Annotated in this window: 24 protein-coding genes and 1 pseudogene; 11 read left to right on the forward strand and 14 right to left on the reverse strand. The window is 49.3% G+C overall.

What is annotated here, in order from left to right:
* Nucleotides 1-10: 10 nt before the first annotated feature.
* The 3 genes from AL515_RS14545 to mgrB all read right to left on the reverse strand — a co-directional run bounded on the left by AL515_RS14545 (nt 11) and on the right by mgrB (nt 1,295).
* Nucleotides 11-154, reverse strand: coding sequence for a DUF2627 domain-containing protein (locus AL515_RS14545; protein WP_003034983.1), 144 nt, complete (start codon nt 152-154; stop codon nt 11-13).
* A gap of 638 nt (nt 155-792) precedes the next feature.
* Nucleotides 793-1,077, reverse strand: coding sequence for a YebO family protein (locus AL515_RS14555; RefSeq protein WP_061068060.1), 285 nt, complete (start codon nt 1,075-1,077; stop codon nt 793-795).
* A 74-nt stretch (nt 1,078-1,151) separates the two neighbouring features.
* Nucleotides 1,152-1,295, reverse strand: coding sequence for a PhoP/PhoQ regulator MgrB (gene mgrB / locus AL515_RS14560; RefSeq protein ID WP_003034977.1), 144 nt, complete (start codon nt 1,293-1,295; stop codon nt 1,152-1,154).
* A gap of 164 nt (nt 1,296-1,459) precedes the next feature.
* Between mgrB and AL515_RS14565 the strand changes: the two genes are divergently transcribed.
* On the forward strand, nt 1,460-1,699 hold the full coding sequence (locus tag AL515_RS14565; RefSeq protein ID WP_061068061.1) for a YobH family protein: 240 nt from the start codon (nt 1,460-1,462) through the stop codon (nt 1,697-1,699).
* A gap of 105 nt (nt 1,700-1,804) precedes the next feature.
* On the opposite strand, the gene kdgR is transcribed toward AL515_RS14565, so the two are convergent.
* Nucleotides 1,805-2,596: a DNA-binding transcriptional regulator KdgR gene (gene kdgR, locus AL515_RS14570; RefSeq protein ID WP_005120190.1), complete on the reverse strand. Its 792-nt coding sequence runs from the start codon at nt 2,594-2,596 to the stop codon at nt 1,805-1,807.
* A 175-nt stretch (nt 2,597-2,771) separates the two neighbouring features.
* On the opposite strand from kdgR, the pseudogene AL515_RS14575 reads away from it, so the two are divergent.
* The 3 genes and pseudogenes from AL515_RS14575 to AL515_RS14585 form a co-directional block, all read left to right on the forward strand.
* Nucleotides 2,772-2,945, forward strand: a pseudogene (locus AL515_RS14575) (MFS transporter); the annotation flags it as partial.
* A gap of 167 nt (nt 2,946-3,112) precedes the next feature.
* Nucleotides 3,113-3,520 carry a hypothetical protein gene (locus tag AL515_RS14580; RefSeq protein WP_048211399.1) on the forward strand — a complete coding sequence of 136 codons (408 nt, stop codon included), beginning with the start codon at nt 3,113-3,115 and terminating at the stop codon, nt 3,518-3,520.
* 562 nt (nt 3,521-4,082) lie between these two features.
* Complete coding sequence (locus tag AL515_RS14585) at nt 4,083-5,450, forward strand: MFS transporter (RefSeq protein ID WP_048211398.1); 1,368 nt, start codon at nt 4,083-4,085, stop codon at nt 5,448-5,450.
* Nucleotides 5,451-5,515: 65 nt separating this feature from the next.
* Here AL515_RS14585 and AL515_RS14590 read toward each other — a convergent pair whose 3' ends face one another.
* Both AL515_RS14590 and AL515_RS14595 read right to left on the reverse strand, forming a co-directional pair.
* Nucleotides 5,516-5,722: a hypothetical protein gene (locus AL515_RS14590; protein WP_048211397.1), complete on the reverse strand. Its 207-nt coding sequence runs from the start codon at nt 5,720-5,722 to the stop codon at nt 5,516-5,518.
* 9 nt (nt 5,723-5,731) lie between these two features.
* A complete protein-coding gene (locus tag AL515_RS14595) occupies nt 5,732-6,484 on the reverse strand; it encodes an IpaD/SipD/SspD family type III secretion system needle tip protein (protein WP_225807913.1) in 753 nt (250 codons plus the stop codon).
* Nucleotides 6,485-6,526: 42 nt separating this feature from the next.
* On the opposite strand from AL515_RS14595, the gene AL515_RS23645 reads away from it, so the two are divergent.
* Entirely contained in the window at nt 6,527-6,973 is a 447-nt protein-coding gene (locus AL515_RS23645) for a hypothetical protein (RefSeq protein ID WP_048211396.1), read from the forward strand.
* 100 nt (nt 6,974-7,073) lie between these two features.
* Here AL515_RS23645 and htpX read toward each other — a convergent pair whose 3' ends face one another.
* The 4 genes from htpX to AL515_RS14620 all read right to left on the reverse strand — a co-directional run bounded on the left by htpX (nt 7,074) and on the right by AL515_RS14620 (nt 11,496).
* Nucleotides 7,074-7,955: a protease HtpX gene (gene htpX, locus AL515_RS14605; RefSeq protein ID WP_003034964.1), complete on the reverse strand. Its 882-nt coding sequence runs from the start codon at nt 7,953-7,955 to the stop codon at nt 7,074-7,076.
* Between the two features lie 192 nt (nt 7,956-8,147).
* On the reverse strand, nt 8,148-10,196 hold the full coding sequence (prc, locus tag AL515_RS14610; protein WP_048211395.1) for a carboxy terminal-processing peptidase: 2,049 nt from the start codon (nt 10,194-10,196) through the stop codon (nt 8,148-8,150).
* 19 nt (nt 10,197-10,215) lie between these two features.
* On the reverse strand, nt 10,216-10,902 hold the full coding sequence (gene proQ, locus AL515_RS14615; RefSeq protein WP_048211394.1) for an RNA chaperone ProQ: 687 nt from the start codon (nt 10,900-10,902) through the stop codon (nt 10,216-10,218).
* 96 nt (nt 10,903-10,998) lie between these two features.
* Nucleotides 10,999-11,496 carry a GAF domain-containing protein gene (locus AL515_RS14620; protein WP_048211393.1) on the reverse strand — a complete coding sequence of 166 codons (498 nt, stop codon included), beginning with the start codon at nt 11,494-11,496 and terminating at the stop codon, nt 10,999-11,001.
* A 127-nt stretch (nt 11,497-11,623) separates the two neighbouring features.
* Here AL515_RS14620 and yebS point away from each other — a divergent pair, with 127 nt between their 5' ends.
* The 4 genes from yebS (at nt 11,624) to AL515_RS14640 (ending at nt 17,406) form a co-directional block, all read left to right on the forward strand.
* Nucleotides 11,624-12,907, forward strand: a complete 1,284-nt coding sequence (gene yebS, locus AL515_RS14625) for a membrane integrity lipid transport subunit YebS (protein ID WP_048211392.1) — start codon at nt 11,624-11,626, stop codon at nt 12,905-12,907.
* The gene (locus AL515_RS14630) at nt 12,876-15,509 is read left to right on the forward strand and encodes a PqiB family protein (RefSeq protein WP_061068062.1); all 2,634 of its coding nucleotides are present in this window, start codon (nt 12,876-12,878) and stop codon (nt 15,507-15,509) included. Before yebS ends, AL515_RS14630 begins: the two co-directional genes overlap by 32 nt.
* A 171-nt stretch (nt 15,510-15,680) precedes the next feature.
* Nucleotides 15,681-17,069: a 16S rRNA (cytosine(1407)-C(5))-methyltransferase RsmF gene (rsmF, locus tag AL515_RS14635; RefSeq protein ID WP_061068833.1), complete on the forward strand. Its 1,389-nt coding sequence runs from the start codon at nt 15,681-15,683 to the stop codon at nt 17,067-17,069.
* A gap of 100 nt (nt 17,070-17,169) precedes the next feature.
* Nucleotides 17,170-17,406 (forward strand): DUF1480 family protein, encoded by a 237-nt coding sequence (locus AL515_RS14640; RefSeq protein WP_192575279.1) that lies wholly within the window; start codon nt 17,170-17,172, stop codon nt 17,404-17,406.
* A 27-nt stretch (nt 17,407-17,433) separates the two neighbouring features.
* Here the strand turns inward: AL515_RS14640 and AL515_RS14645 are convergent, their stop codons facing one another.
* Nucleotides 17,434-18,561 (reverse strand): MFS transporter, encoded by a 1,128-nt coding sequence (locus tag AL515_RS14645; RefSeq protein WP_061068064.1) that lies wholly within the window; start codon nt 18,559-18,561, stop codon nt 17,434-17,436.
* Between the two features lie 180 nt (nt 18,562-18,741).
* Between AL515_RS14645 and AL515_RS14650 the strand changes: the two genes are divergently transcribed.
* Both AL515_RS14650 and AL515_RS14655 read left to right on the forward strand, forming a co-directional pair.
* Nucleotides 18,742-19,659, forward strand: a complete 918-nt coding sequence (locus AL515_RS14650; protein ID WP_061068065.1) for a LysR substrate-binding domain-containing protein — start codon at nt 18,742-18,744, stop codon at nt 19,657-19,659.
* Between the two features lie 72 nt (nt 19,660-19,731).
* Nucleotides 19,732-19,923, forward strand: a complete 192-nt coding sequence (locus AL515_RS14655; RefSeq protein WP_048211387.1) for a YebW family protein — start codon at nt 19,732-19,734, stop codon at nt 19,921-19,923.
* On the opposite strand, the gene pphA is transcribed toward AL515_RS14655, so the two are convergent.
* The 3 genes from pphA to AL515_RS14670 form a co-directional block, all read right to left on the reverse strand.
* Nucleotides 19,924-20,565, reverse strand: coding sequence for a protein-serine/threonine phosphatase (gene pphA / locus AL515_RS14660; protein WP_061068066.1), 642 nt, complete (start codon nt 20,563-20,565; stop codon nt 19,924-19,926).
* An 88-nt stretch (nt 20,566-20,653) separates the two neighbouring features.
* A complete protein-coding gene (locus AL515_RS14665) occupies nt 20,654-21,484 on the reverse strand; it encodes a GIY-YIG nuclease family protein (protein ID WP_061068067.1) in 831 nt (276 codons plus the stop codon).
* Between the two features lie 615 nt (nt 21,485-22,099).
* Entirely contained in the window at nt 22,100-22,438 is a 339-nt protein-coding gene (locus tag AL515_RS14670; RefSeq protein ID WP_061068068.1) for a YebY family protein, read from the reverse strand.
* Nucleotides 22,439-22,452: the final 14 nt, after the last annotated feature.

Consider the following 22,452-nt stretch of genomic DNA (forward strand, 5'->3'; position numbering starts at 1 on the left):
GCAAAATTCCTTAGAGTATTTTCTTCGCCCGCAGGCATAACATAGATAAAACTGAGACATTACTGCTTGAGGCACTAATATAAGGTTCGGCAGAGAAGCGGTATTCAACGTCAACGTGTTTACTCAGGACTTCTTTACTGAAAATGCCACACATAAACAGAACTGTACCTCGTTTAACCCAAACCGTGTTATCACATACAACGTTAATAATGGCAAGCCATTTTTAAACGTGTCTCGATCGGTCGCACAAATCACGCAGTTCATCAAACAACAACTGCACAGTTATGCGCCAGGCCGAGTAGAGATATATCCTCGCCTCTCTCCCCTTGCCCCGGCTGGCCTGCGCCGTAGCAGGGACTTTTCTACCATAGCTCATCAGGTTCAACTGTTCCAGATTATCTGTCACAGCCTCTGCCAGATATCATTTTTTATGCTTAGTAATGCATAAAATATCACAAGCGTAAAAATGAGATCGGCATTCTGGTTTTGCACCAAAATAATGAAAGAATGATGACAATGCACAAAAAAAGTAAGAGAAACGTTTCGCTGATAATAAAACGATCGGTATCACAAAAATGATACAATCATATTATTAATCTATGGATAATTATATTTATGTCAAACCAGAGATAAGATATTAATTGGTCAGAGCATCTGGAAAAACGCAGGTTCCACGTGTGTCGGCGCAGTAATTGCCGGATTGTTGCAGAAGAAAATAATCTGATGTCGTTGACGACAGGATGAAGCATCTGAGAATAGCATCTACAGACTCTCACCCTGTCTTTCTGTTTACTACCGTTCGGCTACCAGACGAATGATGTCATCATCTTCATCCTGAGTTTGCACCGCGGTAGGCTCTTCTGCTTTTTCCGGTTCGTTAGCTTCACAAAGACGACGGAGCAATGCGTTCTGTCGTTTTTGCTGCTCCAACAACGCCTCAAGCAGTTCAATCTGCTCGTTAGTACGCGAACTTGCCCGATTGATGAAAAACCACAATACAAGCCCGATTACCAGAACCACCACCGATACCACTAAAGACGCAAAACTCAACGCGCCAGAATTCAAAACTTCGTTCATTTCACCACCTCAATGTAGACAGCGTAGTTTACCATTGCCGCACAAGAAGGTAATCAACTGTTACTGAAATGCGCTTACCAGGGAATAAATTTATTGATGGCGCAAATTCCGCTGAAAAATTGTACGTCCTGATCGCACATGATGTTGAACACCTGCGCCCACATCAGTATGCATACCAGCACGACAACTATCAGGACCACCCATCGAATTTTTTTCACTCCAACTCCACTCTCCGAATCTACAGCCTATGTTGATAAATTATCATGAGTTACCTAAACCCTAAGTTAACTGTAACGGCATTAAATGTTTTTAGGAATGATTCACTTGTTTCATCCCATGTACAGGCTAATCTAATAATAACGAGAAAAGATAAGAGGTTGTAATGCGTTTGATTATCCGCGCTATTGTATTGCTCGCTCTGGTTTGGATCGGTTTATTACTGAGTGGCTACGGCGTTTTGATAGGAAGTAAGGAGACTGCGGCAGGTCTGGGCCTGCAATGTCAATATCTGACCGCCCGCGGGACCAGCACCGCGCAATACGTCCATACCAACAGCGGCATCATTGGCCTGTCAGATTGCCCCCTGTTGAGGAAAAGCACCGTCGTTATCGATAATGGTTAATATAGCAGCAAAAAATCAGTACGTTATTCGCTCCGGCGACGACGGCAGATCGTAAAAAACCCGATACGCCGTATCGGGTTTTCTGTGTATCGCAACACGTCAAAATTAGAACGGGTAATCGTTATAACCCATTTGCTCTGAAATCTTACGCGCTGCGGTGTGCAGCATTTCGACATATTCGTGCAAACGTTCTTCAGAAAAACGCAGCGTCGGGAATGAGATGCTCAGACCCGCAATGACCACGCCGAAACGATCAAACACCGGTACCCCGATACAGCGCAGTCCTTCTTCCTGCTCTTCGTTGTCTTCGCCATAGCCCTGCTCACGGACTTTATCGAGTAATACCAGCAATTCATCAGTGTTAGTGATTGTCCGATCTGTACTGCGTTTGTACTCAATACCATCCAGAATTTGCTTCACTTCATCGCGGTCGCGCCATGCCAGCAGCACTTTACCAATGGCGGTGCTGTACAGCGGATTACGACGACCCACGCGGGAATACATGCGCAAATTGTACATCGAGTCGATTTTATGGATGTAGACAATGCTGTCTTCATCCAGCGCACCGAGGTGTACTGTTTCCTTGGTCAGACGTGAAAGTTCGCGCATCTGGATGTCAGCGCTACGGATCAGATCAACGTTCTGTAATGCACGCGCACCCAGTTCAAATAATTTCAGGGTCAGGGAATACTTCTCAGACTCGCCTTCTTGTGCCACATAGCCCAGCGTTTTCATGGTCTGCAAAAAGCGATAAACGGTGCTTTTTGACATCATGACGCGTTGTGACAATTCGGTAATACCAATTTCGCGCTCTTCACCCAGCGCCTGCAGGATGCCAAAAACCTTCAGCACGGAAGATACAGAATCGGGTTGTTTATCCAGATCTGCGATAGCCATTTACCACCTCATTGCGAGTGTTTTATAAAAATCAGAACCGGTTTTTATTATAATTTCACGTACCTGCCGTCGCAATCTGTCTTTGCTCACTTAGTTACAAATCTGCGACCTAACGCCTGAATATCAATGCTAAAATTATTATTCTCATCATAATTTCCGACAAAATTGACTTCCTATGGAAAAAATTCAGGCCGATGGCCTGCCATTGCCCCAGCGATACGGTGCAATTTTAACCATTGTTATTGGCATCTCTATGGCAGTACTGGACGGCGCAATTGCTAACGTTGCCCTGCCGACGATTGCCACCGATCTTCAGGCCTCCGCGGCCAGTTTCGGGTGGATCATTAATCAGAGCTGTCATTTCTGTCAAAGCTGACACTTTAAAAGAACAGTTTATTGACGCTAACCAAGATCGTATCTGCGTTCATAACGCACACTTCCACGACTATTATTTGAACGTTGGCTTATCTGGGCACAGCTCTTTCAACGTTCTTGACGCTAAGGTTGTTCCAAACGATGAAAACTAAAATTTTGCTTGTCATGGCACTGATGACTTCGTTCTCTGGTGCTGCTCATGCAGTGGGTGTGCAGTATGGTGAATACCAGCAGGTGGAGAACATCGCACAATGTGGGTATATTGCCAACACAATGATCGCCGACAACACTGCTCAGGTGATGGAGTTGTCACTCAAAAAGTATGTAGACATAACAGCGCGAATGCGCCCTGGCGGTTATAACCCATCTCCTGTCGATCTGGCCACTGACTATGCGCTGTTCTTCCAGCAGTCAGTGTCAGATACAGAAGATGACATGTTTAAAGCGATCAATGCACAGGGCCTATCTCTTGCTCCTGAGTCCTGGCAAGCTATGGCCGCTCAGTTTTGGGTAAGCAATAACTGTGCAGCTATCACCGCAGTGAAGTAACGGCAACGCGATACAGGAAGGACAGACCGTCTTCATTAATGGAGTATTTGACACAAAGGCGAAATCGAACGCTGGCTGACTCACATTCTTTCTTCCAAAGTGGGTGCAGAACATCGCCAGCACTCGATCCATCGATCATCGTATTGTCTGGTTAAGAGGGAGATTTAACCTAAGCCTGCAACTACAACCACTTCGGTGGACATATCGCGCCTATCGGAGCACAAAACTATCCCTCTTTGGCGACATCTTCGTATTCGGAGCGTTTATTCTTTTTCGTATGGGAGAATACCGATTTTGCGCTCTTCACCCAGCAGCGCCTGCAGGATGCCAAAAACCTTCAGCATGGAAGATACAGAATCGGGTTGTTTATCCTGAGCGCGATAGCTATTTACCACCTCATTGCGAGTGTTTTATAAAAATCAGAACCCGTTTTATTACAATTTCACGTACCAGCCGCCACAATCTGTCTTTGCTCACTTAGTTACAAATCTGCGACCTAACGCCTGAATATCAATGCTAAAATTATTATTCTCATCATAATTTCCGACAAAATTGACTTCCTATGGAAAAAATTCAGGCCGATGGCCTGCCATTGCCCCAGCGATACGGTGCAATTTTAACCATTGTTATTGGCATCTCTATGGCAGTACTGGACGGCGCAATTGCTAACGTTGCCCTGCCGACGATTGCCACCGATCTTCAGGCCTCCGCGGCCAGCTCAATCTGGGTCGTTAACGCCTACCAAATCGCGATTGTCGTATCACTCCTGTCACTCTCATTTTTGGGTGATATGTTTGGCTACCGTCGCATATACAAGTGCGGACTGGTGGTATTTCTGCTCGCATCACTTTTCTGTGCCCTCTCCGATTCGCTGCACATGCTAACACTGGCGCGTGTGGCTCAGGGGTTTGGCGGCGCGGCGCTGATGAGCGTGAATACAGCACTCATTCGCCTGATTTATCCGCAACGTCAGCTTGGACGAGGAATGGGGATCAACTCCTTTATTGTGGCGGTTTCCTCAGCAGCAGGCCCAACTATTGCGGCAGCGATCCTCTCAATTGCCTCGTGGAAATGGTTGTTTCTGATTAACGTCCCGCTGGGGATTATCGCGTTGCTGCTGGCCATGCGCTTCCTGCCACCTAATACACCGCGCAGCAATAAGCCACGTTTTGATCTGCCCAGCGCAGTGATGAATGCGCTAACGTTTGGCTTGTTAATTACTGCACTCAGTGGGTTCGCGCAAGGGCAATCGCTTAAGTTAATTGGTGCTGAGCTCGTAGGGCTTATCGTGGTCGGTTTTTTCTTTATCCGCCGTCAGCTGGCGCTGCCGGTGCCGTTACTACCGGTTGACCTGCTGCGCATTCCACTGTTTTCACTCTCGATTTGCACGTCAATTTGTTCATTCAGCGCGCAAATGTTGGCGATGGTTTCCCTGCCTTTCTTTTTGCAAACCGTACTGGGTCGTAGCGAAGTCGAAACAGGACTACTACTGACCCCATGGCCGCTGGCAACCATGGTGATGGCGCCGCTGGCTGGTTATCTGATTGAACGCGTTCATGCGGGTCTTTTAGGTGCGCTGGGTATGGCCGTCATGGCAAGTGGGTTATTTTCGCTGGTGCTACTGCCTGCGACTCCTTCTGATTTTAATATCATCTGGCCGATGATTTTATGCGGTGCGGGTTTTGGCCTGTTCCAGTCACCGAATAACCACACCATCATCACCTCCGCACCACGTGAACGCAGCGGTGGAGCGAGCGGGATGCTGGGAACGGCACGCTTGCTTGGACAAAGTACCGGGGCAGCGCTGGTTGCATTGATGCTCAATCAGTTTGGCGATAACGGAACACATATATCACTGATAACAGCGGGTGTACTGGCAACGGTTGCCGCCATAGTGAGCGGCCTGCGTATCACGCAACCGCGCGCATAAACGCCATGCCCGGCAGCACTTCGCCGGGCATGGCGTCATTTATTATTCGCGTAACAGTGCCGATGTCACCACTCCGGTTGGTACATAGGATTGGACGGATCGTCGGTATCTCCCATTATACAATCTGAAAAAAACTCCAGACTAAATCCTGCAGTGGCTAACTGCATCAATTTACGCTGCTCATCCGTTAAATTCGCTGTTGGGTCGAGCTCTTCTGCTGAAGCAGCATCTTCTGCGGAAACTGGCGTTGTGCTGATGGTCATATCGCTCATGATAAATACCTATTTCAGAAACTCTTTTTGGGTTTCCAGCAAAGCTTCTATCGTCGACGACAAGACTTTAGTCAGGTTATTGAAGATAGTATTGGCCTGGCTTAATTTTTCAGACATAACTTGCGACTGACTCTCTACCGTACTCGACATCGTGTTCATCGAGTTTTCCCACTCGTTGAACATGCTGCTACTGATAGTGACTGATTCATCTGCGTTGTGCCCTTCAAAATCCCAGGTCGATGCGGGAGAGACATAAATATTCGCTTCATCCCCGCCAGTTCCGTTCATGTCATATGACCGGTCTATAACAACAATACTTTCTGTAACATGCACACTAGCATTACTATTACCAGCTTCACCATTAGTTTTTGCCGGGTCTAACATTGCCGTTGGAATTAAATAACAATCATATTCATGATAATCTTTAGTATCCGGTGATGTTACGAGTGTATAACCCGTCGGGATATAAAACTCTTTCTCGTCTATTTTGTCAATGGGGACAATAACCATATCCTTAGACGTTGGAATAACAGAATATGATTTATCACCCCCTGTATTTCCAGTATATCTTGTATCGGGAGAAACGACGGCTAAAGGCGGTGGTACAGGAACAGCCGATGCTGGAGACGCACTTCCAGCATCGGCTCGATACGCATACGATGAAGATGACTGAGATCCGTGAGCCTCAAAATCCCAATCGTCAGCATCGCTAACATAGATATTAGTTGCATCCTTGCCACTTGCTGGACCACCGTTGACCATATTCTTGATGTTGCTAGTGTCCAGTCCGCATTTAATGACATTATGAATATCAGTGATAGTGCACCTAACCTCGATACGGCAACAATTCAGGAGCGAGGTAGTGCAGCAGGCCAAATTATCAAGAGATTTCTTCTCTCCCCTCGAACAGTGCATATCTCGGACGCGAGCATAGCTAAACTAGAGCAATCTGGTTTTGATGCTTACATGAATCAAGGGCTTCAGAAATTGCCAAAAGAGGACCGTGAAATGACATTATCCATATATAAGGCTTTCGCCACACACCTAAATAAGTCAAGCGAGAATGACGTGCTAAAAAATGATGTTTCTTCTACCTTTTTCGGACAGGCTATATTGACAACATCATCTTTTCTCGAATCCAGTCGTATTGCGAGGGAGGCCCCAGGTATCGCCGGGGTTGGAGTTACTAGTACAGGAGAGGCTATCAAATCCGTATATGAAAAATTTCTTACTTACATTAACTCCCTGTAATTAATTCACCTGCATAGCATTTTATTCTGGATATCACCACACGATTGATAGTTTGAACTATTAAAGAGCCGCATCGCGGCTCTTTATCAATCCAGGCCACTTACTTCAGGTATTCCCCACTGCGCAGCGCTTCAATACGCTTATCCAACGGCGGGTGTGTCATAAACAGCTCACTCAACGATTTGGATTTACCGTTGATGCAGAACGCCATCATACTGGTCGCTTCCTGCGGCTCATAGCTGGTTTTCAGGCGCTGCAGCGCGGCGATCATTTTTTCACGACCCACAAGTTTCGCTGAGCCTGCATCCGCATGGAATTCACGATGACGTGAGAACCACATGGTAATGATGCTCGCCAGAATACCAAACACCAGTTCCAGCACAGTCGCCACCGCAAAGTAGATCAACGGGTTACCGTTGCTACCCTCTCCTTCATCGCGGTTACCGCCCATAAACCCAGCGGCAATCTGCGCCAGAATACGCGAGATAAAGATAACAAAGGTGTTCACCACACCCTGAATTAACGTCATGGTCACCATATCGCCATTGGCAATGTGGCTGATCTCATGCGCGATAACGGCTTCGGCTTCATCAGGGCTCATGTTTTGCAACAGGCCGGTACTCACAGCCACCAGCGAAGCATCCCGGCGTGCACCGGTAGCAAACGCGTTAATATCAGGCGCGTGGTAGATTGCAACCTGCGGCATAGCGATCCCGGCCTGGCGGGCCTGATTCGCGACTGTATTCATCAGCCAGCGTTCTCTTTCATTACGCGGCTGCTCAATAACTTCCCCGCCAACGGACTTTAACGCCATCCATTTGGACATCAGCAGCGAAATGAAGGAACCACCAAAACCAAACAGCAGTGCCATGATCAACAAGCCTTGAACGCTGCTTGACTGGATCCCTGTCAGGCTCAATACCAGCCCGAAAACGACCATCACAGCCAGGTTCGTCAGCAGGAAGAGCGCGATTCGCATCATAATTTTCTTTTAACCTCAATTTAACAAAACGCACTATGCGATTACCCATATCGTATGGGTCTTACGGCTATTTTCAAGCATCCATAGGTGCTAAGTCACCAGAAAGACACAACTTTACATTTTATCGTATCAGACTGACGTCTTCATGCGTTTGTTAAAAAAACAGGCACAATTTCTTGTGCCTGTATGAGGTTATTGAGTGGTTGCGGGCTGTTCCGCTGGCTTCTCTTTCTCAAGATGCGCCAGGTCGAGCGCGATTTTTACCGTTTCATCCAGGTACGGATCCGGCTCCTGGTAATCCTTCGGCAGATCGTCCAGTTTCTTCAATGGTGGTTTGCCTTCACGTTTAAACCGATCGTTGATACGCGCCAGACGCATTGCGTCATCTTCGTTATTCTCTTTCTCGCGCTGAGCGTAATTGAGAGAAGCGATGTTGCGCTTATCCTTCATCGCATTGAAACGCGCAATGTCCTTCATGATGTACTGGAACTCAGGATCGTTCGCAATACGTGCATTGTGCTCTTTCAGCAATTCAGGTCCGAACGGCGTCAGATTATCTGACTTAGTGTAGGTTGCAGCATCAATGCTGTCCCACGGCAGCGCGTTATCTTCGAACTTCTCACCGGTTTCGGTTTCTTCATTACCTGTCGGCATGATGATATCCGGCGTTACGCCCTTACGCTGCGTACTGCCACCATTAACGCGGTAGAACTTTTGAATGGTGTACTGAACAGAACCCAGCGCCGGCCATTCCGGACGCAGCATCTGATCGTAAATACGATTCAGAGAGCGATACTGCTGTACGGTACCCTTACCAAACGTCGGTTCACCGACAATCAGTGCACGGCCGTAATCCTGCATTGCCGCAGCGAAAATCTCTGATGCCGAAGCACTGAAGCGGTCAACCAGTACCACCAGCGGACCTTTGTAGTAAACAACGCCATCAGTATCGCTGTCTTCGCGCACCTTGCCGTTGTTATCACGAACCTGAACCACCGGACCAGAAGGGATAAACAGACCGGAAAGCGAGACCGCTTCGGTCAGTGCGCCACCACCATTGGTACGCAGGTCGATAATCACGCTGCTGACATTCTGTTTTTCCAGTTTCTGCAGCTGAACTTTGACGTCATCCGTCAGGCCAACATAGAAACCAGGAATATCCAGTACGCCGACTTTTTCTTTACCAACGGTTTTCACCGACATTTTAACAGCGCGGTCTTCGAGACGAATGCGTTCACGCGTTAACGTGACGATGCGCGTCTTGGTTCCCTTACCGGCAGGCAGGATTTCGAGGCGAACTTTACTGCCTTTTGGTCCTTTGATCAGCGCGACAACATCATCCAGACGCCAGCCAATCACGTCGACCATACCTTTTCCGGTCTGGCCTACGCCGACAATACGGTCGCCAACACTTATCGCTTTGCTCTTGGCTGCCGGGCCGCCCGCAACCATGGAGTTAATGACGGTGTAGTCATCATCCATTTGCAGCACTGCGCCAATACCTTCAAGAGACAAGCTCATTTCCGTATTGAACTGTTCGGTATTGCGTGGAGAAAGATAGTTAGTATGCGGGTCGATTTCACGGGCAAAAGCCGTCATCGCCAGAGAAAACACATCTTCGCTATTGGTCTGCGCCAGACGGCGAATCGCAAACTTGTAGCGGCGCGTCAGCGTTTCGCGAATTTCAGCGTCGGTTTTACCGGTCAGCTTCAGGCTGAGTTCGTCAAATTTAACCTTGCCGTCCCACAGCGCATTTAGCTCTGCTTCGCTTTTCGGCCACGGAGCTTTACTCCGGTCGAGGTTAAAGTTGTCGTTACCCGTGAAATCCATTGGACGTGCCAGTACGCCTAATGCGTACTGATAACGTTCAAACCGGCGCTTTTGCGCCAGATTATAGAGATCGTAAAAGACATCCAGCTTACCGCTACGCAGTTCATCACCGAGGACCGTTTTCTTTTTTGCAAACTGTTCGATATCGCTCGCCAACAGCACGTTGTGGCTGTAGTCGAGCAGATTCAAATAGCGGTCAAAAATTTTCGCCGAAAACGCCTGATCCAGATCGAACTGGCGATAGTGTGAACGCGTAAAACGCGATGTCACACGTTCGCTTACCGTCGCATGCTGGGTTTCTTCCTTTAAAACGGGGATTTGATCGGCACGCGTGATGTCTTCCACAGCGAGTGCCTGGCCTGCAAATGCAAGCAGACCAGCTAACGCAGTAAGCCTAAAAAAAGTGTTCATGCCAGGCCTGGCCTCCGTTTCAGAACACCAGGTGTTCTGCGCGTACAATCAAAGACATACCCGAATTCAGCTGTACACGGACGCCATCTTTGGTGATTTCTAATACGGTGGCATCCATCGCATTATTACCTGCTTTCACCTTCAGAGACTGCCCTACCGTCAGCACTGAAATATCAGATACCGGGGTATGCTGTTCTTCACGAGGAGCACGCGGTGCTTTTGCTGCTGGTTTTTCAGCGCGAGGTTTACGCTCTGCGACTTCCTTACGACGCGGAGCAGGACGCGGCTTGCGCTCGCGACGCGGTGCGTCTTCTTTTTCACCAGCAGCAGCGGCCGCTTCGCGTTTTTTCGCCTGTTGCTCTGCACGTTGCGCCTGAACGCGGGCTTTAGCTTCTTCCAGCTGTTTGCGCGCATGTTCAACGTGCTGCTCATCCAGCTCACCACAAGGGTTGCCGTCAAGATCGACACGCGTTGCGCCCAATTTAACGCCATACAGATAGCGCCAGCTTGAAGTATAGAGACGTAAGGCAGAGCGGAGCTGTGTCTTGCTGAGGTTCATTTCGCCCTCAACACGCTCTACCAGATCCTGAAAAATGCCAATTTTCAGTGGGCGCGCTTCGCCTTCCGCACTAAAACACTGCGGGAAGCGTTCGGCCAGAAACGCGATGACTTCTTTACTGCTATTCAACTTAGGTTGATTTTCCATGAAATTTCCTGATTACAACGGACGTAGCCAACAAGCGCAGGCATGAACAGGCGTCATTATAATGACGTCATCAGTAATTGCTACGTTATCCGTTGATTATCCTGCGACGGTCGCAAAGAATTTTTTGTAATCCGTCGTTGCAAGCACGGTTTCAAGCTGTGCCACAAGCGTCCGCAGACCCTGTTCATCTTCTTCTGTAAAGCGACCAAACGCTGTGCTATCAATGTCCAGCACGCCGATAATTTGATTCTCAACCGTAATCGGCAGAACGATTTCCGCATTGCTGGCGGCATCGCAAGCGATATGGCCATCAAAGGCATGCACGTCCTCTATACGCTGAACCTGGTTCTGCGCCACCGCAGTACCGCACACGCCGCGCCCTACCGGGATGCGTACGCAGGCGATTTTCCCCTGGAAGGGACCGAGCACCAGCGTAGTGTTCTCAAGCAGGTAAAAACCTGCCCAGTTCACTTCTGCAAGACGTTCGTACAATAACGCGCTGGTATTCGCCAACGTTGCCAGAAAACTGGTTTCACCTGCCATTAATGCCTGAAAATCACGGTTCAGATCCGTGTATAGCTCTATTTTGTTCATTATGTAATCACTTAGTTGTCTTACTTAAAACTGCAGCCTACTAAAATAAACATTAAATGCGTAAATGCTCAAGATCATTCCCATCATGGGTTAAGATAACATTACTTCAACACTTGATTCGCGATACATGGCCCTTACTCATCCACGCATCACGCCGGCTAAAAAAATAGCGATCAGATCCATTGGTGAAGCGCTACCCCGTGCGCATTACCAACGATGCCCTGAATGTGACCTGCTGTTTAGCTTGCCGAAAATGCGTTCGCACCAAAGTGCATTCTGCCCACGCTGTGAGGCCAAAATTCGTGACGGCCGTGACTGGTCGTTAACGCGACTGGCAGCAATGGCTTTCACCATGCTGTTACTGATGCCCTTTGCGTGGGGAGAGCCGCTGCTGCACATCTATCTATTAGGCATACGCATTGACGCGAATGTGGTACAGGGCATCTGGCAGATGACCCGGCAAGGCGATCCGCTGACGGCATCCTTCGTGATGTTTTGCGTCATTGGCGCTCCCGTAATACTCGTTTCATCAATCGCTTATTTATGGTTTGGCAATATTCTCGGTATGAACCTGCGCCCAGTATTATTGATGCTGGAAAGGCTTAAAGAGTGGGTCATGCTTGATATCTATCTTGTCGGTATCGGCGTCGCCTCGATCAAAGTGCAGGACTACGCTTTTCTGCTGCCTGGAGTGGGACTCTATGCTTTTATTGCGCTGGTGATCCTGAGCATTTTGACGCTGTCGCACCTCAATGTTGAGCAATTATGGGAACGCTTTTATCCACAAAGGCCCGCACGCCGCCCCGACGGACAGCTTCGTGTTTGCCTCGGTTGTCACTTTACAGGTTATCCTGATGCCCGAGGCCGCTGTCCCCGTTGCCATATTCCATTACGCTGGCGCAGAAATCAGAGTATCCAAAAGTGCTGGGCAGCTCTGCTGGCCTCGATTGTCCTGTTGCTGCCTGCTAATCTGCTGCCCATCTCGGTAATTTATGTTAACGGTGCCCGCCAGGAAGACACTATCCTGACAGGCATCATGTCCCTGGCGAACAGCAACGTTGGTGTAGCAGCCATTGTTTTTATCGCCAGTATCCTGGTGCCCTTCACCAAAGTGATTGTGATGTTTACGTTGTTGTTCAGTATCCAGTTTAAATGTGAACAAGGGTTGCGCACCCGCATCCTGCTACTCCGTATGGTGACCTGGATTGGTCGCTGGTCGATGCTGGACTTGTTTGTTATCGCCTTAACCATGTCGCTGATAAATCGCGATCAGATACTTGCTTTTACTATGGGACCGGCTGCGTTTTATTTCGGTGCAGCGGTAATATTGACTATTCTTGCAGTGGAATGGCTGGACAGCCGCTTACTTTGGGATGCACATGAGTCAGGAAACGCCCGCTTCGCAGATTGAAGCGCAGATTAAAACAAAACGCCGTATCTCTCCGTTCTGGCTGCTGCCGTTCATCGCACTGATGATTGCAGGATGGCTCATCTGGGGCAGCTATGAAGATCGTGGCAATACCGTGACCATCGACTTTATGTCCGCGGACGGTATTGTCCCAGGACGCACGCCCGTGCGCTATCAGGGTGTCGAAGTTGGCACGGTGCAGGATATCAGCCTGAGTAAAGATCTGCGCAAAATTGAAGTTCGAGTCAGCATTAAGTCCACCATGAAAGATGCCCTGCGCAAAGACACACAATTCTGGCTGGTCACGCCGAAGGCATCACTGGCGGGCGTTTCTGGTCTCGATGCACTGGTTGGCGGGAACTATATCGGGATGATGCCGGGCACCGGCGAGCCGGAAGATCATTTCGTCGCGCTCGACACGCAGCCAAAATATCGGCTGAATAATGGCGATTTGATGTTGCACCTGCAAGCATCCGACCTCGGTTCTCTCAACAGCGGTTCGTTGGTTTATTTCCGCAAGATCCCGGTAGGCCGGGTCTATGACTACACCATCAACCCCAATCATCAGGGTGTAACCATCGATGTACTGATTGAGCGCCGCTTTACCAATCTGGTGAAAAAAGGCAGTCGTTTCTGGAATGTGTCTGGCGTGAATGCGGATGTCAGCCTGAGCGGCGCAAAGGTAAAACTGGAAAGTCTGGCCGCGCTGGTCAATGGCGCCATAGCCTTTGACTCCCCAGAAGATTCACAACCTGCCGCCGCCGACGACACGTTTGGGTTATATCAGGATCTCGCCCACAGCCAACGTGGCGTGATCGTCAAACTGGAACTACCCAGCGGCGATGGCCTGAAGGCTGGATCAACCCCGCTGATGTATCAGGGCCTGGAAGTCGGTCAACTGACCAGGCTGGATTTGAATCCAGGCGGTAAAGTCACTGGTGAAATGACCGTCGACCCCAGCGTTGTAACGCTGCTGCGCGACGGCACGCGCATTGAGTTACAAAGCCCCAAATTATCATTAAACGATATGAGCCTGAGCTCGCTGTTAACAGGGAAAACGTTTGAACTGGTGCCCGGCGAAGGCGAGCCACGTAGCCAGTTTGTGGTGATCCCCGGTGAACAGTCCCTGCTTCATGATCCCGGCGTTATGACACTTACGCTGACCGCCCCGGAAAGTTACGGCATCGATGCTGGCCAGCCGCTGATCCTTCATGGCGTGCAGGTCGGTCAGGTTATCGAACGTAAGCTATCAAGCGATGGCGTTTCATTTATCGTGGCTATCGAGCCGCAGCATCGTGCACTGGTGCAAGGTGACAGCAAATTCGTGGTTAATAGTCGAGTGGATGTCAAAGTGGGCATTGATGGCGTTGAGTTCCTTGGCGCTAGCGCCAGCGAATGGATAAGCGGCGGTATTCGCATTTTGCCTGGTACCAAAGGTGAAATGAAAAAAAGCTATCCACTGTATGCAAACCTCGAAAAAGCAATTGAGAACAGCCTGAGCGATCTGCCCACCACCACCGTCAGCCTGAGCGCCGAGACACTACCGGATGTGCAGGCCGGGTCAGTGGTGCTATACCGTAAATTCGACGTCGGTGAAGTCATTAGCGTACGCCCTCGTGCCGACGCGTTTGATATCGATCTGCATATCAAACCGGAATACCGCAATCTGTTAACCAGCAACAGCGTGTTCTGGGCTGAAGGTGGCGCAAAAGTTCAGCTTAACGGCAGCGGCCTGACCGTACAGGCATCTCCCCTGTCGCGGGCGCTAAAAGGGGCGATTAGCTTCGATAACCTGAGCGGTGCCAGCGCCAGCCAGCGCAAAGGCGACAAGCGTATTTTGTACGCGTCAGAGACCGCTGCACGTGCGGTAGGTGGACAGATTACTCTGCACGCATTCGACGCTGGGAAACTCGCCGCAGGGATGCCAATTCGCTACCTGGGGATTGATATTGGTCAGATCCAGACCCTTGAACTGCTCACCAGCCGTAACGAAGTGCAAGCCAAAGCGGTGTTGTATCCGGAATACGTGCAGACCTTCGCGCGAAGCGGTACACGATTCTCGGTAATTACCCCGCAAATTTCGGCGGCAGGTGTAGAGCATCTGGATACTATCTTACAGCCATACATTAACGTGGAACCAGGGCGCGGTAACCCGCGCCGTGATTTTGAACTGCAGGAAGCGACGATTACTGATTCACGCTACCTTGATGGTCTGAGTATTGTGGTAGAAGCGCCAGAAGCAGGATCACTCAATATCGGTACTCCGGTTCTGTTCAGAGGTATTGAAGTGGGGACCGTCACGGGTCTGACGCTGGGTTCACTGTCCGATCGCGTGATGGTGGCCATGCGCATCAGTCAGCGCTACCAGCACCTGGTGCGCAATAACTCCGTGTTCTGGCTGGCATCTGGATACAATCTCGATTTCGGCCTCACCGGCGGCGTCGTGAAGACAGGTACCTTCAATCAATTCATTCGCGGTGGTATCGCGTTTGCCACCCCACCAGGTACGCCACTGGCACCGAAAGCGCAGGCGGGTAAACACTTCCTGCTACTGGAGAGTGAGCCGAAAGAATGGCGTCAGTGGGGAACCGCCCTGCCACGCTAATCTTTTCCCTGCTCCGGCGTACTCGCGCCGGAGCGGTTAGCCTCGTCATACTTCAAGTAGGCGCGTAGTTGTCCTGCAACTCGAATTATTGAGGGTATATGCTACACTGCGCACCTGTTTTTTTGCCGGTGGTACCAAGTGGCTTATTTTCCTGACGCCTTTCTGACACAAATGCGTGAAGCAATGCCTTCCACGCTCTCTTTTGAAGATTTTCTCGCAGCCTGCCAGCGTCCATTACGCCGCAGTATCCGCATCAATACGCTGAAAATCTCCGTTGCTGATTTTCTCGACTTAACCGCGCCTTATGACTGGTCACTCACTCCGGTTCCCTGGTGTGCTGAAGGCTTTTGGATTGAGCGCAACGATGAAGAGTCTGTACCGCTCGGCAGTACTGCTGAGCATTTAAGCGGTCTGTTTTATATTCAGGAAGCCAGCTCAATGCTGCCAGTCGCCGCGTTGTTTGCCGAAGGTAATACCCCGCAACGTGTCATGGATGTTGCGGCTGCCCCCGGTTCTAAAACCACGCAAATTGCCGCAAAAATGAATAATCAGGGCGCGATTCTGGCGAATGAGTTTTCCGCCAGTCGCGTCAAAGTTCTGCATGCCAATATCAGCCGTTGCGGGATAGCCAATGTCGCGCTCACCCATTTTGACGGCCGGGTATTTGGCGCAGCGTTGCCTGAATCCTTCGATGCCATTTTGCTGGACGCCCCATGTTCCGGCGAAGGCGTGATGCGTAAAGACCCCGATGCGCTAAAAAACTGGTCGCCAGAAAGTAATCTGGAAATAGCCGCAACTCAGCGCGAACTGCTCGACAGCGCCTTTCACGCTCTGCGCCCCGGCGGCACGTTGGTTTACTCGACCTGTACGCTTAACCGTGACGAAAATGAAAACGTCATGCAGTGGTTGATTGAGACTTACCCGGACGCCGTCGAGTTTCTTCCTCTGGGTGATTTATTTCCGGAGGCCGGACGCGCCCTGACACCTGAGGGATTCCTGCACGTGTTCCCGCAAATTTATGACTGTGAAGGATTCTTTGTCGCGCGTTTGCGAAAAACAGCCCCTATCCCTGCACTGCCTGCACCGAAATATAAGGTGGGAAATTTCCCCTTCAGCCCGCTGAAAAGCCGGGAAGCCGCACAAATCACCCAGGCTGCTACCGCCTGTGGATTGCAATGGCAAGACAATCTGCGCCTTTGGCAGCGTGATAAAGAAATTTGGTTATTCCCGACAGACATTGAACCGCTGATTGGTAAAGTCCGTTTTTCCCGCCTCGGGATTAAACTCGCTGAAACCCACAATAAGGGTTACCGCTGGCAGCATGAGGCAGTTATCGCCCTTGCTAACCCGGAACATCACAATGCGTTTGAACTGACGCTTGAAGAAGCGGAAGAGTGGTATCGCGGCAGAGATGTCTACCCGCAAACCTCACCAACAATCGACGATGTACTGGTCACGTTCCAGCGTCAGCCGATTGGACTGGCAAAACGTATTGGATCACGGTTGAAGAACAGTTATCCACGCGATCTTGTCCGGGATGGAAAACTCTTTACAGGATAACGCACGTTTTTACTGGCGCTTTTGCCCACGTTGACTACGCTGAAAAATGGGCGGCTTAACTGGTCGTACCACAACCCGCAAATCAACGGAGAGCACGATGATGAAAACCAGTGTGCGCATTGGCGCTTTTGAAATCGACGACGCCGAGTTACATGGCGAATCGCCGGAGGACCGAACGTTAACCATTCCTTGTAAATCCGATCCGGATTTATGTATGCAACTGGACGCCTGGGATGCCGACACCAGCGTCCCGGCCCTTCTCAATGGAGAACATTCCGTTCTATTCCGCGAGCACTACGATCGTAAGTCAGATGCCTGGGTCATGCGCTTTGCCTGATTCAAAAAGAACCCGTCGCCAGACGGGTTATTTATTGGCGTTAAAACAATTGAATCTAAGTACGCAGGCGGAGAAGAAAGCGATGGTTCCCCCCGCAGCCAGCACGCTATAAGCGAGTTCCCAGCTTTGCGTTGAATCCATCACCACACCAAATGTTAAAGGCGCAAGAGACCCCACGCCAAATCCAAGCAGCGACCGCAATCCCATCACACTTCCCAGCTTTGCCTGAGGCACATTATCGGCAATCGCGGCAGATAAGACGCCTGAATCACCAAGAATGAAGAAACTCCCCATAAACGCGAACAATAATGTCCACCCCGCCCCCCAGGAAACCGATAATCCCATCAGGAGTGAACTCAACGCACCGGCAGCGCCCATAAAAATCAACACCGATGCGCGATTAAAATAATCGGAGATTGCCCCTACAATCAGCGTCGAGAACATCCCCGATAAATGTACAGCACAGGCGACGATCAACCCGGTGGCCATCGGCTCCATCTGCCAGGCTTGCAGCGCATTCGTCACCAGGCTGGGGGTCCATGCCCAGCTCCCCAGTAACTCCCAGCAATGCGCAATATAACCTACCATCAGCAGTATTGCGCCGACCGACAGAACATGGCTCTTTGCCGATCCCCCCTGCTTCTGCGTCCTGTACATGTCTTCCTGATAGCCGGATAACGCCACTGAACCGGATACCGCGCCAACCAATGCGCCAGCGGCACATAAAGAGAACGCAAAGGAAGCTCCCCAGCGCAATGCTCCCCAGGCGGAGATAAATACAGACAGCAAGTAGCCAAACGAGCCTGCGGCCAGGATCATCCCAACGGCAAGTCCACGTTTGGGCACGCTGTTCATGCCCATAGCCAACATCATCGCTGGCGTGTAGGCCCCACCCTGGGTCAATCCGACAAAGGCCATCATGACCAGAGCGGAGGAATAAGAGCGGGCAAAACAGGCAAAAAGCAATAAAGCGAGCACACCGAACCACGAGAAAATGAGATACACCTTGCGAGCCCCCAGATAGTCGCACAGCCAGGAGGCAGCAAATAAGGCGCAGGCGTTTGAAATACTAAATACCGTCTGTATTGTTCCCGCAGCGGCGGCGTCTATATGCCACTCTTCACGTATTACCGGAAGTGCACCAGCAAAAGCCATTGTCCCCAGGCATGTCCCCGCCCGTCCAAGGCAAAACAAATTGAATGCTTTCACTAAAATTGCCTTCAGAAAAAGTGAATATCGATAATGAACCAGAGCGTTACCGGCCATGTTATGAGCAAGGGGAAGACGCTGACAAACGATCTTTATTGCGTCAATTGGTTGAGTTAGACTCAACCAATGACACGATTACTCTCGCTCCCCCATTTGCCGGCATTCGAAGCTGCTGCGCGTAGAAGCAGCTTCAGTGCGGCAGCTGATGAACTGTTTATCACCACAGGAGCAGTCAGCCGACATATCCGCGCACTGGAAGCACAACTGGGCGTACAACTGTTTTATCGTGCACACAAATCTGTCAGGCTGACGAGTGCCGGCGAGACCTTTTCCCGCGTCGCAACACGGTTACTAGATGAACTTGCGCAGGCAGAAAAAGAGGTCAGCGCTAACACCTTTTCGGGAAGGTTAACCATCCAGTGCCTGCCCACATTCGCCATGCACTGGCTAATGCCAAGACTGGCTGAGCTGAATGAAATCCACCCTGAACTCACCGTCGATGTCACCACCAGCATTGGTCCCGTTAGCTTCGCTTCTCCCTTTGATGTCGCGATTCGCCGGGATCCGGCACATTTTTCCGGGCTTAAACCTGTTCCATTTCTTCGGGAATCAAGCCTGCTGGTTTGTAGCCAGCAGTACCTGCACAGCCGACCTCTGGTCTCGCCAGATCAACTGGACGATCATATAAAAATTCAAATTCGTGCGCGTAACGATCTCTGGAAACGCTGGCATAGCCATTTCCCAAATGATCATCAAGAAAGTAACCAGATTATCACGCTGGATCATACATTTGCGGCAATGCAGGCGGCTGAAGATGGCTTGGGTTTGGCCGTAATGCCCTATTTATTCTGTGAAAAACACCTGAAAACAGGAAGGCTGGTTGCGCCATTTGGCGATTTGACTATCGATACCGGAACCTATTCTCTGCTGTGGAATGACAGGCAAGATGGGGCCGTAAGAAAATTTACCCACTGGTTGCAATCTTTCGAACTGCCCGGTGAAACGTACCTGCCCTTCACGAATGAGTACACAGTGACGCGTTAACTTATTTCTCCCCGCCCCATTAACTGCAATTTCTTCTACACTATTGATACGGCAATACAATTTGAGGATGGAATGTTCACGCTGATTCTTTTTGTTTGCTACCTGGATGGCGGTTGTGAAGATATCGTGGTTGATGTCTACAATACAGAACGGCAGTGCTTAATTTCGATGGACGATCAGCGCATTCGCAACGGCGGATGCTTGCCGGCCGAAGACTATATCGACAGCTTCTGGCGTCCTGCTCAGGAATATAGTGATTTCTAATTATTGTAACTGCACCAACGTTAGCTCACCGCCAAATACCGCGCCGGTATCAATATAGTGCAGATTATCGCGATCAAGCCGATGGCGCAGGGGAGTATGGCCAAACCAAAAGTGATCTGCGCCATGAATTCCACTGCCTTTATTCATTAATCGCGCACGATCCCACAACACCCGTTGCAAATCGACCTCTTTTCGCCACAGATAAATATCATCCGGGTAATCGGCATGGGCAATCACGTGTACGCCATTCTGACAATGCAGTTCCAGAATCCACGGTAATTGCTGACAGGCTTCAAGAGCAAATCTTGCCGCGGGTTGTGCTGCCTGCGCAAACCACGAGCCCCCATTCATAAACCACAGTTGCAGATCCCCCGTTACCAGCGCATCCAACGCCATCTGCTCGTGATTCCCCCTGACCGCTATCATCCAGTTTCGGCGAAGCAACTGTAGACAGCGCAGACTATCAGGCCCACGATCGGTAACATCGCCGACAGAAACCAACAGATCGCGCCACGGATCAAACCGACACTGGCGCAATTTATCCATCAGCATAGAAAAACAGCCGTGAAGATCTCCCACGACCCAGATGTGACGCCAGTTTGTTCCTTCGACCCTCTGGTAGACGTTGTCAGACAGCCCCATATGACCTTCTGCATTCTTGTTTCACTCACCATTAAGTTTAGCAATAACAGCAACAGGCACCGTACCGTAGGGTTTTCGCAGCAAATGTTCAATTATTTATATGTAATTGGGCATTCAGCATTTTCCCTCTGGAAGTAACAACAACTAGCGGTGTCGGTTTTAGTTCATAGCAGTCCAATATTCGCGAAAGAAGGTCACGCGGTATATTTGAAGAATCCATAGCCTTCATTACAAATGTTTTTCTATTAATAGTACGGAGAAGCAAGCTATCAAAAACAACTTGTTTATATTCGTTGAACTCATAATATCGTTTTGCTTTACAAAAAGCTTTAGCCAATGCTTCCCATATTTGTATTTCTTTTTCTGAATTATGATCTTTCATAAATCCATCATACCATCTCGAAATATCATTAGGAAATACATCAACAAAAACAAGCATTAATATCTCAACCCTATTTTTCTGATCAGCGGTTAATGTTGAATTGTAGCTATCTTGCTCAAGAAGGTCTTTAATCGACAGAATAAATCCCGAGCGATGATATTCTTCAATTTCAATAACTGTGTCTTCCTTTTTTTCTGAAATAACTGGATTGGTATAGTTTAAACCCAGATGTTCATTGATTTTATTACATTCATCCAAAACGACCTTACTGCAAATTTCTATGGGCAGTTCAAAAAATTCCCTGCGGCGATTGACCCGATAAGGTTTAAGACGCGCGTGGACGTTCTTCTCTGCCTCCTGATAGTTACCTACCTGACAGGCCATCACGACATCAAAGGGCAACGGTACGCCTGTCATCCCGTTAAATAACTGCTTAGCCCTCTGTTCTGGCATGTTCTTTGTGAAACCTATTTTGAAGAGGCTTTTCTGAAAGGCTTCATTCTTCAAAATGTAGACATAGCCACTTGAATCATTCATACATTCGTTCCATTTAATCTAATTCCATAACTAAAAGTTAAACGTGCACCCTTTAAATTCACTCCCTGAGTTTCTCACACTAAACTTTTCCAGAATTAATAGAATTATTAATGTGTTAAGATGCTATCTTAACTGATAAAACACTACCAATGTTATATTTTCTCTTTATCCGATAAGTCCGTGTACCGGGACGCGAGTTGTAAGTAAAGGCACCGATACCCAGAAAAAAGGACCGAAAAGTACTTGGATGTGTGAAAGAAAATGTTTAGATTGTAGTAACAGCTTACGGAAACCGAAGAGGGTCTTTCGTGTATTTCGGGGCTATGTCCTATAACTAGCTGGTTTATAAGGGACATAAAAAGAGACCGAATACGATTCCTGTATTCGGTCCAGGGAAATGGCTCTTGGGAGAGAGCCGTGCGCTAAAAGTTGGCATTAATGCAGGCTAAGTTACCCTGCCATTTAAGAATAGATGACAGCGCCAGGTTTTCCAGTCCGCGACTAAAGTGGTCTGAAAAAAAGGGAGATTGTCACTCGCTACAATGTAAAAACCGCAAGTTCTCCTGTGAGATCCTTGCGGTTTTTTATTGGAAATCAGAGCACTACATCTGACAATTAACAGAGTTTTTCTGCGCGCTCGATAAACGGAGCAAGGCTCATTTTTTCGCCAGGTTTAGTCGGATCGTCAATCTGGATAACGTCGATCGGTTTTGCCGTGGTTTTACCGCTCTCAACCTGCTGTCTGGCAACATCATTCAGCGGGTATTGCACCAGCGTGCTGGGATTGATGACATACAGCGCGTTGCCCGGACGGCAGGTCAGCATCACCTCTTCCCGATTAAACGCCCACTTATCTTTGCCAACCTCAAAACGGCTGACGGTAATGACCTGCGGCGCAGCCAGCGCGGCTCCGGAGCTTGCCAGGAGTAATAAAGAGATAATGATTTTTTTCATGCGTTTCGCCAGTC

The organism is Citrobacter sp. FDAARGOS_156 (assembly GCF_001559235.2).
GTDB lineage: Bacteria > Pseudomonadota > Gammaproteobacteria > Enterobacterales > Enterobacteriaceae > Citrobacter > Citrobacter youngae.